Annotated in this window: 10 protein-coding genes; 5 read left to right on the top strand and 5 right to left on the bottom strand. The window is 66.3% G+C overall.

Annotated elements, in window-relative coordinates:
• On the top strand, positions 1-795 hold the full coding sequence (locus tag V3G39_17150; protein XAS76347.1) for a hypothetical protein: 795 nt from the start codon (positions 1-3) through the stop codon (positions 793-795).
• A gap of 115 nt (positions 796-910) precedes the next feature.
• On the opposite strand, the gene zwf is transcribed toward V3G39_17150, so the two are convergent.
• The 4 genes from zwf to V3G39_17130 form a co-directional block, all read right to left on the bottom strand.
• Positions 911-2,371 (bottom strand): glucose-6-phosphate dehydrogenase, encoded by a 1,461-nt coding sequence (gene zwf, locus V3G39_17145; protein XAS76346.1) that lies wholly within the window; start codon positions 2,369-2,371, stop codon positions 911-913.
• 33 nt (positions 2,372-2,404) lie between these two features.
• Positions 2,405-2,638 carry a DUF2530 domain-containing protein gene (locus V3G39_17140; protein XAS76345.1) on the bottom strand — a complete coding sequence of 78 codons (234 nt, stop codon included), beginning with the start codon at positions 2,636-2,638 and terminating at the stop codon, positions 2,405-2,407.
• A gap of 23 nt (positions 2,639-2,661) precedes the next feature.
• Positions 2,662-4,323 carry a DNA repair helicase XPB gene (locus tag V3G39_17135; GenBank protein XAS76344.1) on the bottom strand — a complete coding sequence of 554 codons (1,662 nt, stop codon included), beginning with the start codon at positions 4,321-4,323 and terminating at the stop codon, positions 2,662-2,664.
• Between the two features lie 88 nt (positions 4,324-4,411).
• The gene (locus tag V3G39_17130; GenBank protein ID XAS76343.1) at positions 4,412-5,254 is read right to left on the bottom strand and encodes a hypothetical protein; all 843 of its coding nucleotides are present in this window, start codon (positions 5,252-5,254) and stop codon (positions 4,412-4,414) included.
• A gap of 98 nt (positions 5,255-5,352) precedes the next feature.
• Here V3G39_17130 and V3G39_17125 point away from each other — a divergent pair, with 98 nt between their 5' ends.
• From V3G39_17125 to V3G39_17115, 3 genes are all read left to right on the top strand, one after another.
• The gene (locus tag V3G39_17125) at positions 5,353-6,291 is read left to right on the top strand and encodes a hydroxymethylglutaryl-CoA lyase (protein XAS76342.1); all 939 of its coding nucleotides are present in this window, start codon (positions 5,353-5,355) and stop codon (positions 6,289-6,291) included.
• A gap of 73 nt (positions 6,292-6,364) precedes the next feature.
• Positions 6,365-8,314: a M13-type metalloendopeptidase gene (locus tag V3G39_17120; protein XAS76341.1), complete on the top strand. Its 1,950-nt coding sequence runs from the start codon at positions 6,365-6,367 to the stop codon at positions 8,312-8,314.
• A 24-nt stretch (positions 8,315-8,338) separates the two neighbouring features.
• Positions 8,339-8,836, top strand: a complete 498-nt coding sequence (locus tag V3G39_17115; protein XAS76340.1) for a nucleoside deaminase — start codon at positions 8,339-8,341, stop codon at positions 8,834-8,836.
• 23 nt (positions 8,837-8,859) lie between these two features.
• Here the strand turns inward: V3G39_17115 and V3G39_17110 are convergent, their stop codons facing one another.
• Positions 8,860-11,052: a helicase-associated domain-containing protein gene (locus tag V3G39_17110; protein XAS76339.1), complete on the bottom strand. Its 2,193-nt coding sequence runs from the start codon at positions 11,050-11,052 to the stop codon at positions 8,860-8,862.
• 103 nt (positions 11,053-11,155) lie between these two features.
• Between V3G39_17110 and V3G39_17105 the strand changes: the two genes are divergently transcribed.
• On the top strand, positions 11,156-12,805 hold the full coding sequence (locus V3G39_17105) for an AMP-binding protein (GenBank protein ID XAS76338.1): 1,650 nt from the start codon (positions 11,156-11,158) through the stop codon (positions 12,803-12,805).
• Position 12,806 lies beyond the last annotated feature (1 nt).

The following is a 12,806-nucleotide window of genomic DNA, read 5'->3' as shown; positions in this document are numbered from 1 at the left end:
ATGCTCAAGAAGCTTGCCGCCGTCGTTGGGGCCACCGCACTCGCAGGGACCGGCATCACCCTTGCCGCCGCCACCCCCGCAGACGCCGCAGCCAACCCCGCCGGATCGATCTATCTCCACGGCACCGCGAAGCAGGCAAAATTCTGGTCGCGGGCCGACTGCGAATCGCATGCCCGCTGGATGGTCGGCCAGGTCAACAACTCCAGGACCTCGACGCTGCTGGGCGGCACCCAGGACGCCGGGTTCCAGGGCCCGGAGTTGCGCTTCACCTGCTACCCGGTCCGCGGTGCTCAGTGGACCTACCTCACGGCGTACACCTCGACATCCGGTGCGCCGATCTTCGCCAGCGACCTGTTCGTGGACACCGCGAACCGGTTGCCGGCATTGATCAACGGCACCGCGACCGTCGACACCGACAACGTGTGGGCGTTCGAGCACTACGTCAGCGTGCCCTCCGGTTCGGTCAGCGCCGCCACCTGCAACGGGTGGCTGAACTGGTTCGTCAACCTCGCCAAGACCAACGTGCACACCCGGATGGTCGGCGCCGACACGAGCTGCGTCGACGACGGCACCACCATCAGCTACTACGTGGACTACGCCGCCACGACCGCCACCGCGTTCCTGCGCAGTGACCGGCCGGTCGCCGGTCTGCCCGCGGCGCAGCCGATGCTGGACGCCCTCGGATACAACGACCCCCTGGTGCAGTCGATCGGCAACCAGAAGAAGATGCGCCAGCTGAGCAAAGCCGGCAAGACGACCAATTCCTTCCAGCACAGCTGGTTGGTGCGGAAGTAACGCGAACGGATACCCAAACAACGGCCGGCCCGAATTTTTCGGGTCGGCCGTTGTCTGTGTTTCTGCGGCTCTGCGGCTCTGCGGCTCCGCAGCTCTGCAGCGTAAATCAGCGACGTCAGGCCGTCGGGCTGCGCCATTTGCGTTCGAAGGGCAGTCGCCATGCATGAGGAGCGACGAGCTGGTGGATCTGGTTCGGACCCCAGGAGCCGGGAGCGTAGGGGCGTACCTGCGGCGGGTTTTCCAACAACGGCTCGGAGATCTCCCAGAGTCGCTCGATGCCGTCGGCGGTGGTGAACAGCGTGTGGTCACCGCGGATCGCGTCGAAGATCAGCCGCTCGTACGCCTCCAGGACAGACCCTGCCCACCCGGTGTCCTGGTAGGCGAACTGCATCGACAATTTGTCGAGGCGGAAGCCGGGCCCAGGGCGCTTGCCGTAGAACGACAGCGACAACCTGGCCTTGTCTGCCAGGTCGAAGGTCAGGTGGTCCGGCCCGTTCTGTCCGACACCCGAGCCGGCCGGGAACATCGACTTCGGTGGCTCTTTGAAGGCCACTGAGATGATTCGCTGACCTTCGGCGAGCTTCTTGCCGGTGCGTAGGTAGAACGGGACGCCCGCCCAACGCCAGTTGTCGATGTAGCACTTCAGCGCAATGAAGGTCTCGGTCTCCGACTCCGGCGACACGCCGTCGATATCGCGGTAGCCGAGGTACTGGCCACGAACGACATCTCGTGGGTTGATCGGTTGCATCGACCGGAAGACCTTGTTCTTCTCCTCGGTGATCGCCTCCGGCAACAGCGCGGTGGGGGGCTCCATTGCCGTGAAGGCCAGCACCTGGAACAGGTGGGTGACCACCATGTCCCGGTAGGCCCCGGTGTTCTCGTAGAAGTCGGCGCGCTGGTCCAGACCGAGTATCTCCGGCACGTCGATCTGAATGTGCTCGATGTTGTTGCGGTGCCAGATCGGCTCGAACAGTCCGTTGGCGAAGCGGAACGCGAGAATGTTGAGCGCCGCCTCCTTACCCAGGAAGTGATCGATGCGAAAGACCTGGTCCTCGGTGAAATTCTCGTGGACCGCCGTATTCAGGGCCACCGCACTGGTCAGGTCGGTCCCGAAGGGCTTTTCCATCACAATCCTGCTGCCCTTCGCCAGTCCCGCCTGAGCCAGGGTGCGCGTCACGGCGAGCGCAGCCTTGGGAGGCACGCTCAGGTAGTGCAACCGCTGGGGAGGTTCGATGTCGGTGACTTCGGCTTCGGCTTCGGCGACCGTGTCTGCCAGCCCTTGCGGGCCGGCGGATCCCGGGACGTAGTACACACGCTTGGCGAAGGCCTGCCAAACCTTGTCCTCGCGGGTGTGCGCCGAGAACTCGTCGATAGAGCGTGCCGCGAGATCGATGAACTCATCGCGGGTCATCTCCTCCAAAGAGGTCGCGACCAGGCGTAGGTCACCCAGCAACCGGGAGCTGAACAGGTGCAGCAGGCCCGGTAGCAGCTTGCGTTTTGCCAAGTCGCCCGTTGCCCCGAAGAGCACGACCGTCGCCGTACGGTGGGCCACCTTGTCAGCGTGGTCAGAAAGCATGGAACGCCTTTCCAGGAAGTGTCGGACGATTCATCACGCCTCGCTCGCGTTGCCGCGCCCGCGTCGTACGTACATCAGGCCCAGTGTGCCGAGCGCCAGTCCGGAGACCGCCGCCCACGGCCACCAGGCGCGCTCTCCGCTGTGCAGGGCGGGCACGACGAGAGTCAACAACAGGGCAATCGCCCACACCGAAAGGCCGACGATGATGATGTGCTGGGTGTCCACGCGCAGCGGCTCGACAACGGGTCGCTGCGGCTGGTCACTCATGATGCCAGCGTATCGATCAGTGTTCAGTTCGTCGCTTTCGGTGCGAAATCGCCCAGATCCTCGGCGTCCACGATGCGATAGGCGTAGCCCTGCTCGGCAAGGAACCGCTGGCGGTGCGCGGCGAATTCGGCGTCGACGGTGTCGCGGGCGACCACCGTGTAGAAGTGCGCCGTGCCGTGGTCCTTCTTGGGGCGAAGCACCCGACCCAGACGTTGCGCCTCCTCCTGTCGGGAGCCGAAGGTCCCCGACACCTGGATCGCCACGCTCGCCTCGGGCAGGTCGATCGAGAAGTTCGCGACCTTGCTCACCACGAGCAGGGTGATCTCGCCGTCGCGGAATTGTTGGAAGAGTTTTTGTCGGACCGCGACCGACGTCTCCCCGGTGATGATGTCGGCGTTCAGCCGGCTCGCCAGTGTGTCGAGCTGGTCCAGGTACTGACCGATCACCAGGGTCGGAGCGCCCGCGTGACGGGCGACCAGCTGCTCGACGATCGGTTCCTTGACGCTCGAACAGGACGCGAAGCGGTACCGATCCTCCGGTTCGGTGGTGGCGTAGACCATCCGGTCCGTCTCGGGCAGGGTGACCCGTACCTCGACGCAGTCCGCGGGGGCGATGTAACCCTGGGCCTCGATGTCCTTCCAGGGCGCGTCGAAACGCTTCGGGCCGATCAGGCTGAAGACGTCGGATTCCCGTCCGTCCTCACGCACCAGCGTCGCGGTCAACCCCAGACGGCGCCGGGCCTGCAGATCAGCGGTCATCCGGAAGATCGGTGCCGGCAACAGGTGTACCTCGTCGTAGAGCACCAGACCCCAGTCGCGCGCGTCCAGCAACTCCAGGTGCGGGAAGACGCCCTTACGTTTGTGGGTCAGCACCTGGTAGGTCGCGATGGTGACCGGGCGGATCTCCTTGCGGGCCCCGCTGTACTCACCGATCTCGTCCTCGGTCAGCGACGTGCGTTTGAGCAGCTCTTCGCGCCATTGGCGCGCCGAGACAGTGTTGGTGACCAGGATCAGGGTGGTTGCCTTGGCGCGTGCCATCGCGCCTGCGCCGACGAGCGTCTTGCCGGCTCCGCAGGGCAGCACGACAACCCCCGAGCCACCGTGCCAGAAACCCTCGATGGCCTGCTCCTGGTAGGGCCGCAGTGACCAGTTCGCGTTGTCGAGCTCGATCGGGTGGGCTTCACCGTCGACATAGCCGGCGCGGTCCTCAGCCGGCCAGCCGACCTTGATCAGCTGTTGTTTGATCGCGCCGCGCTCGCTGGCGTGCACGCAGACGGTGAGGTCGTCCAACCGCTCGCCGATCATCGGTGAGATCTTCTTGTGCCGCAGGATCTCCTCCAGTACCGGCTTGTCGATGCTGGTGAGGATCAGCTGACCGTCCTCGCGCTTCTCCAGCACCAGGCGTCCGTAGCGGTCCATTGTCTCCGCGACGTCGATGAGCAACGCATTGGGCACCGGGTAACGGCTGAAGCGCACCAGCGCGTCGACGACCTGCTCGGCATCGTGACCGGCAGCGCGGGCATTCCACAGACCCAGGGGGGTGATCCGGTAGGTGTGGATGTGCTCGGGCGCCCGCTCCAACTCCGCGAACGGAGCGATTGCCCGACGCGCCGCAATCGAGTCCGGGTGGTCGACTTCGAGTAGCACCGTCTTGTCGCTCTGCACGATCAGGGGTCCGTCGGTCATACCTGCTCTTTCGCTGGTGGGTACAACGACACAACGCTACGGGCGGCCCCGATCTTCCGGAGCCGCCCGTAGCGGTGCAAATCGGTGCTCAGAACGATGAGCCACCGGAGTAGCTGGGGTCGTAGGAGTCTGAGAAACGGTTGTCGAAGGAGTTGGTACTGACGAGCCACGCGAAGAAGATGATGATGACGATCACGCAGATCACCATCAGCACTGCCCAGACGATCCAGCCGATCCGCGTCAGTCGTCGCGACCCGGCCATGTCGTTGTTCTGCTTCGTGAGCGCGATGATCGCGATAATGACAGCGGGGATGCCGGCCAACGAGAAGTAGAACGACAACGCCGTCATACCCGCCAGGACAGTGAGCACGATCGCCGACACGTTGGTGCCGCCACGCTGCTGCGGCTGCTGGGCGTAGTACCCCGGCTGGGTGTAGCCCTGCTGCTGGGGGTACCCGTACGTGCCCTGCTGGGACTGGTCGTAGCTGCCCTTGCCGTACTGCGGTGCAGCCCCATATCCGCCATGTCCGCTATACCCGCCAGAGTCGCTCTGACCGCCATAACCGCCACCTTGACCGTATTGGCCCTGCTGGCCGTAACCGCCATTGCTGCCATTGCTGCCATTGTTGCGCTGGTCGTACGGGGGCTGCTGGTCCTGTTGACCAGAGCCGCTTTGCCCGTACTGCGGAGGCTGACTCGACGATTCGGATCCGGTGGGCGCCGCGAAGGGGTCACCGCCGGAGCCGTAGGCAGTGCTGCCCTCTCCCGAAGCCTGCCAAGCGGGCGGTTCGTAGGACGGCGCCGACCAGTCGGGTCTGTTGTCCGGCCCCTGGTCAGAGGAATCCTGGTCCGACGGGACCTGCGGAACACTCTGCGTGGGCTGGTCGTGAATCGGATCGTGTGAGCCGTCGTGCGGCGGCTGGTTGCTCATGTTCTCTCCCGTTGCGGTGATGTGCTGGCCAAGCATCGCACGGGGGTCACGCCGCGCAGGGAATCGCTCTTGTCGCTGGGCGGTGGCAGCATGGCGGGATGAGCCTTCCTCAGGTCGAGTCCTCGCCCGTGATGCCGGATCGGATCACGATCTACGAGGTCGGTCCACGCGACGGTCTGCAGAACGAGAAGACGGTGCTGTCCACCGATCTCAAGGCTCAATTCGTGCGGCGGTTGGCGGCGTCCGGATTGAGCACGATCGAAACCACGTCGTTCGTCCCTGCGGCCTGGGTGCCGCAGATGGGTGACGCCCCGCAGCTGCTGGAGTCCCTCGGTGAGCTGGGCCGGGGGCCCGATCGACCGGTCCTGGTGCCCAACGAGCGCGGCCTGCAGGCAGCGCTCGACGCCGGCGTCGGTGCGGTCGCAGTCTTCGGATCGGCCACCGAATCATTCGCTCGCAAGAACCTCAACCGCAGCGTCGAAGAATCGTTGCAGATGTTCGCTCCCGTCGTGGCGCGAGCAAAGCGCGAGGGTCTGTGGGTGCGTGCCTACGTCTCGATGTGCTTCGGCGACCCATGGGAGGGTGCCGTGCCGATAGCCCAGGTCGTGGCGGTGTGTGAGCGGATGCTCGCGCTCGGTGCCGACCAGCTCTGCCTCGGTGACACCATCGGCACCGGGACGCCGGGTCACGTCGTACGGCTGCTGGATGCGTTGGGAGACAAGGGGATCGAGTCCGGGGGTCTCGGAGTGCATTTCCATGACACCTACGGCCAGGCGCTCGCCAACTCGCTCGCCGCGGTCGCACGTGGGGTGCGGACGGTCGATGCATCTGCAGGTGGACTGGGGGGTTGCCCGTACGCGAAGAGCGCGACCGGCAACCTGGCGACCGAGGATCTGGTGTGGGCCTGTCAGGGGCTCGGTATAGAAACGGGCGTGGACCTGGCGCAGTTGGTGGCGACGAGCGTCTGGATGGCGCAGCAGCTGGGCCGTCCCTCCCCGTCCCGGGTGGTGCGCGCCCTCGGTGCCGAGGCACGATGAGCTGATGGTTGTCCGATCTAGTTTTCGACCACGAAGTTTCCAGCAATGAGTTTTCAGCGATGGGGAGTAGACGATGAAGTCAGGCATCACCGCGAAGTTCGACGAGGGCATCCGTGTGCAGGACGACCTCTTCGGACACGTGAACAACGTGTGGGTCACCAATACGGACATCCCGCAGGACCGGGCGCGCTACGGGTCGTTCGACATACTGCGCGAGGCGTCTGAGGCGAACGTCCGGGAGATCGTGCAGGAGGCTGCCGCGTCGGACGCCGCCCCTTCAACGCCGGCTCGCAAGGTGGGTGACCTCTTCACCGCGTTCATGGACATCGAACGCATCGAATCGCTCGGTGCAGGCCCCATCACCGCGACCTTGGACTCGGTCAGCGCCGTGGCCTCGGTAACCGATCTGTGCACGCTGCTCGGGTCACTGTCCGCCGAGGGCGTGGCGGGCGCAGTCGGCGGATACGTCAACGTCGACGCCAAAGATCCCGACAACTACATCGTCTATCTCGAACAGGCCGGTCTCGGGCTGCCCGACGAGTCGTACTACCGCGACGAGAAGTACGCGCCCGTGCGGGAGAAGTATGTCGGGCACATCGAGCGGATGTTGTCACTGGCCGGAGTCGACGACAGCGCGCGGCGCGCGAGCGCAGTGCTGCAGCTGGAGACCCGTATCGCCGGTCACCACTGGGATGTGGTCGCAACCCGTGACGCGGTGAACAGCTACAACAAGTACGACGCCGCCGGTCTACGGGAGCTGGCACCCGAGTTCGATTGGGATGTCTGGGAATCTGCGCAGGGCGTGGCGCCAGCGGTATTCGCGCAGGTCGTCGTCGGGCAGCCGTCCTTTCTGACGGGGTTCTCGCAGGTACTGCGCGAGGTCCCTTTGGAGGACTGGAAGTCCTGGCTGATGTGGCATGTCGTGAGCGCGCGCGCGTCCTACCTGAGTGCTGCGTTCGTCGACGCCAATTTCGAGTTCTACGGCAGGACGCTGTCGGGGACACCGCAGTTGAAGGAGCGTTGGAAGCGCGGTGTCGCGCTGGTCGAAGGGGCGCTGGGTGAGGTCGCCGGGCAGCTGTACGTCGAGCGGCACTTCCCGCCGCATGCCAAGGAGCGCATGGTGGCGCTGGTTGCCAATCTGATCGAGGCCTACCGCCGTGACTTCCAGACGTTGTCCTGGATGAGCGAGCAGACCCGCGCCAGGGCGTTGCAGAAGCTTGCCGCGTTCACCCCGAAGATCGGCTACCCGGACAGTTGGCGCGACTACTCGGGCCTGCAGATCGACCCAGCAGATCTGCTGGGCAATGTGGTGCGCTCGGCACGGTTCGAGTCCGATCGCGAACTGGCCAAGGTGGGCGGTCCGATCAACCGCGACGAGTGGTTCATGACCCCCCAGACCGTCAACGCCTACTACAACCCGACGATGAACGAGATCGTCTTCCCGGCGGCGATCCTGCAACCACCGTTCTTCGACGTCGATGCCGACGACGCCGTCAACTACGGCGGAATCGGCGGCGTGATAGGCCACGAGATCGGGCACGGTTTCGACGACCAGGGATCGCGGTACGACGGGACCGGTCGGTTGGAAGACTGGTGGACAGCAGATGACCGGGAGCGGTTCGACGCCCTCGCGCAGAAACTGATCGAACAGTTCAACGACGAGGAACCGGCAGCCGCGCCGGGATCGAAGGTCAACGGCGGTTTCACCGTCGGGGAGAACATCGGTGATCTGGGCGGGTTGACGATCGGCTTCAAGGCCTACGAGATCGCCACGGAGGATGCCTCTGCACCCGAGCTGGACGGTCTGACCGGTGCTCAGCGGTTCTTCATCGGCTGGTCGCAGGTGTGGTGCGGTAAGGCCCGCCCCGAGGAAGCGGAGCGGCTACTGGCTATCGACCCGCACGCACCGATGAACTGCCGGGCCAACGTTGCGCGCAACCTGCACGAGTTCCATCAGGCATTCGATGTCACGGACGGTGACGGCATGTGGTTGCCCGAGGACCAGCGGGTACGTATCTTCTGATCGCGGACGACAAGAGGAGAAGCGATGACAGTGGACGAGCAAGACCTGCAACATCTGCGCCGATGCGTGCAGTTGGCGGTCGAAGCTGTCCAGGCCGGGGACGAACCCTTCGGCTCGGTTCTGGTGGACGCGACGGGAGTGGTCCTCATGGAGGACCGCAATCGAGTTGGCTGCGGTGACCACACCCGTCACCCGGAGATTGCGATCGCGAAGTGGGCGGCGACGAACATGAGCCCCGGCGATCGCGCGTCGTCGACTGTCTACACCTCGGGTGAACACTGCCCGATGTGCGCGGCCGCGCACGCCTGGGTCGGCCTGGGGCGCATCGTCTACGCGAGCTCGGCGCAGCAGTTGACCTCATGGAGCCACGAATTCGGGGCCCCGGTCAGTCCGGTTGCGCCGTTGCCGATCCAGCAGGTGGCTCCCGGCATCCGAGTCGAGGGTCCCGTCGACGAGCTTGCCGGGCAGGTACGCGAGCTGCACCGGACGTTGCATCGTGGATCGAGCGACAGCGAACACTGACGTCGGGTGCTCCGCCGGACCGGTCAGGCGACTTCGGCGATGCCTGTGATGCGGTGGATCGAGAAGGTGCGCGGGCGTTCCGGATCGTGTTCGCCGGGGCTGATCAGACCGGCCACCCGCCCGCCCTCGATGCGACGAGGTCGGAAGATGGCCCGGCGCAGCTCCCCGGAGGGCTCGGCATATCCGATCCAGACGCGAGCGCCTGCCCCGACAGCCTCCTGCAGCATCGACCGGGTCACGCTGGGTTCGGTCGAGGGGATACGGGGTCCCGCGGACGGCTCCGGCCGGTCACGTTCGCCCGCGCGCAGTGCCACGACCAACCGGTCGGCCAGGGCGTCGTCGACGCTCATGACGGCAACGGGTGGCGCAGCGCGCGGGGTCGGTGCGCGGTCCTTGGCGGGCCCGGTGCCGATCACGGTGCCCGAGGCACTCTCGGCAACGGGGGAGTGGCGGTGCTCGCGCAGCATCTCCAACACCGTCGTCGGGTGCGCGGGCGAGATCAGCACGGTCGAAGCGATCCGACGCAGCTGCAACGGCGCCAGCGCCCGATCGGCGAGGATCGCCTGCAGCGAGGCTTCGTCGTCGCTGCGCAGGTAGCAGCCCGCCGCTCCGATCCGGGTCTGTCCGTGCCGGCGCGCGACATCACCGACGAGGTATTCCAACGGCTGTGGCAGTGGGGTGCGACTGGCCGCGCGCAACCTGGCGAGTACCTCATCCGCGTCGGCTCCGGCGTCCAGGGCATTACGCAGCGAGGTCGGGGTGAACCGGTAGACCGTGGCGGCACCACGTGATTCCACTTCTGCGGCCTGGTGCATGAATCGCCGCAGGTCATCACTCAGCGCACCCGGCGCTACGGCGGTCAGGTCAGCCTGTACCAGCAACTCATCGGCCGGTTTCGGCATCGACGGGTGCAACGTGGTGTCGGCGACCAGTTCCCGACCCGCTCCCGTCAGTGCACCCAGGGCGACCACGCCCAGCCACTCGGTTTCGCGCAGCACGATGTCGGCGCGCGTGGGCGCCGTGCTGGGCAGCCGCATCGGCAGGTGCCAGCGCAGTAGTTCCCCGACTTCCTCCAGCGTGGCCGGTTGACCCGCAGGGAGGGCAGCGAGCACATTCAGCACCTCATGGCGACGCGTCCGCAAAAGCGGCCAACTGGCTTCCGGCGCAAGGACGTTGGCGGTACCGCCCGGAATGTCCTCGTCAGTGGACAAGTTCGGTGCGCGCAAGGTGGTCCACCAGGTGCGCACGAGCTGCGACCAGCGGTCAGCGGGCTCACCGTCCAGCCATTCGTCGTAAGCCGCGGTCGGCAGGAAGATCGACACAGCATCTGCGGTGCGCCCGAGCAGGCCTGCGGCCGCTGCGATCTCGATCACGAACGCCGCCTGCTCGATGGTGATCTCCAGCGCCGATGCGGCAGCACGGTGATCCTTGACGCCGAGCCCGCCCGAACGCAGCACGCGAGGCCGCTCTGCGGCCCACAGCAGTGCCAACTCCTCCACGCGAGCGAGCAACTCCGATGCCGCCACCCCGCCCGCCCGGTCGACGTCGGTGCATTCGCGCGGCGTTGCCACCGGCTCAGGACGTGTCAGGGCGTCGGCGTACAACCGGCCACCGCGTAGGGCGAGTGCGACTTCGCGGGGCAGGATCGCGGCGTCGTCCTCGACCGCAGCGGCCAGTGACGCCCCGATCAACTCATCACGCACCGCGCGGGCCCGCTCACTGGAGAATGTGACGCGCGGACCGGACCAGCGCAGCCGATCCAGAGCGGTCTGCGCGCGCTCTGAGCATTGCGCGACCGCGGCGGGGATGTCGGTGGGCGGTCGCACACCCAGTTCCAGTGCCGGCGGTCCCAGCCGCGCGGGTTCCGGGACGATCTCGGCCACGGCGCGCGCCGGTTTGAGTCCCTCGGGGGACTTCCACAGCAGGGCGAGCTCGCGCAGCGACTTCAGGTGCGGGGTGACGGCCTTCTTCGTGGTGCCGAGCAGGGCCGGCGCGCTCTGCTCATCGGCGACCAGTACTGCCTCCAGCACGCGCAACGTGTCGGCCTGCAGGGCCTCGATGGCCCGTTGCACGCTGGGGCGGGTCGCGGCGCGGGCCGCGAGACCGGTCAGATCAGCAGGTGCGGGCCGCGCAAGGTCGGGGCGGCGCAGGACCAGCTGCCGCAATTGGGAATCGGTGCGGCCCCGCACGTCGTCGGCGAAACTGCGAGATGTCACCCCACCAGGATATTGCGCGACAGGTCGCACTGCCGAACGGCCGGGCTAGGGTGCAAAAGCCAGCATCGCTGAAAGCACCGCTCCACGCCGAGGAGGCCACCTCATGTCCGTGATCCCCGTGTCGCCCGACGCGACCCCGTCCTATGCCAGCGGGATCTCAGATGTCCCGCTGCTGGGGAGCACCATCGGTGCCGATCTACGTCGCACGGCCGCTGTGCACGGGGCTCGGGAAGCGCTGGTCGACGTGCTCAGCGGGCGGCGGTGGACCTACGACGAGCTGGTCGCCGACGTGGATCTGGTCGCGAGGGCGCTGCTCGCAACCGGGGTGCAGCGGGGGGACCGGGTGGGCATCTGGGCGCCGAATCTGCCCGAATGGGTGCTGGTGCAGTACGCGACGGCGAGCATCGGTGCACTCCTGGTGTGTGTCAACCCGGCGTACCGGGCGCATGAACTGTCCTACGTGCTCCAGCAGTCCGGCATGCGCACCCTCTTCAGCGCGACCACCCACAAGAGCTCGGACTACCGCGCGATGGTGGAACAGGTGCGGGGGAAGTGCCCCGAGCTTCGCCAGGTCGTCTACATCGGGGATGGCAGTTGGGAGGACCTGTTGTCACGCGCGGGGGAGGTCAGTGCGGCGCAATTGGACCGGCGTGCCGCTGAGCTGGCGCCGGATCAGCCGATCAACATCCAGTACACCTCCGGCACCACGGGATTCCCCAAAGGTGCGACCCTCACCCACCACAACATCCTGAACAACGGCTACTTCGTCGGTGAGCTGGTCGGCTACACCCACGAGGACCGGATCGCCGTGCCGGTGCCGTTCTACCACTGCTTCGGGATGGTGATGGGCAACCTCGCGGCCACCTCACACGGAGCGTGTGTCGTCATACCGGCGCCGTCCTTCGAACCCCGCGTCACCCTGAAGGCGGTGCAGCAGGAACGGTGTACCTCGCTGTACGGCGTGCCCACGATGTTTCTCGCCGAGCTGGGACTGGACGACTTCGACACGTTCGACCTGAGCACGCTGCGGACCGGGATCATGGCGGGCTCACCCTGCCCCGTGGAGGTGATGAAGCGGGTCATCGCCGATATGCACATGAGCGAGGTGGCCATCTGCTACGGGATGACTGAGACGTCGCCGGTGTCGCTGATGACGCGGATGGACGATGACCTCGCGCGTCGCACCGAAACCGTCGGGCAGGTGATGCCGCACCTGGAAGTACAGGTCATCGACCCGGCGACGGGCCTGCCCGCGGCTCGCGGCGTCACCGGTGAGCTGTGTACGCGTGGCTACAGCGTGATGCTCGGCTACTGGGAGCAGCCCGACAAGACCGCTGAGGCGATGGACGCGGCGCGTTGGATGCACACCGGCGACCTCGCGACGATGGACGAGCGCGGTTACGTCGCCATCGTCGGGCGCATCAAGGACCTGGTCATCCGCGGCGGTGAGAATGTCTATCCCCGTGAGGTCGAGGAGTTTCTTTACACCCACCCGGACATTGCCGACGTGCAGGTTATCGGGGTACCGGACGAGCGGTACGGCGAGGAACTGATGGCCTGGGTGGTCATGCGGCCGGACCGCGCCGCGTTGGACGTCGGGGCGCTGCGAGCCTTCTGCGACGGCAAGCTCGCGCACTACAAGATCCCGCGGTATGTGCACGTCACGCAGGAGTTCCCGATGACGGTAACCGGCAAGGTTCGCAAGGTGGAGATGCGCGAGGCGGCACTTCGGCTCCTGTCCAGCACCGACTGAC

Source organism: Dermatophilaceae bacterium Sec6.4 (assembly GCA_039636865.1).
Taxonomy (GTDB): Bacteria; Actinomycetota; Actinomycetes; order Actinomycetales; family Dermatophilaceae; genus Allobranchiibius.
The sequence above is the reverse complement of the archived record's forward strand: the minus strand, read 5'-3'. Positions and strand labels throughout refer to the sequence as shown.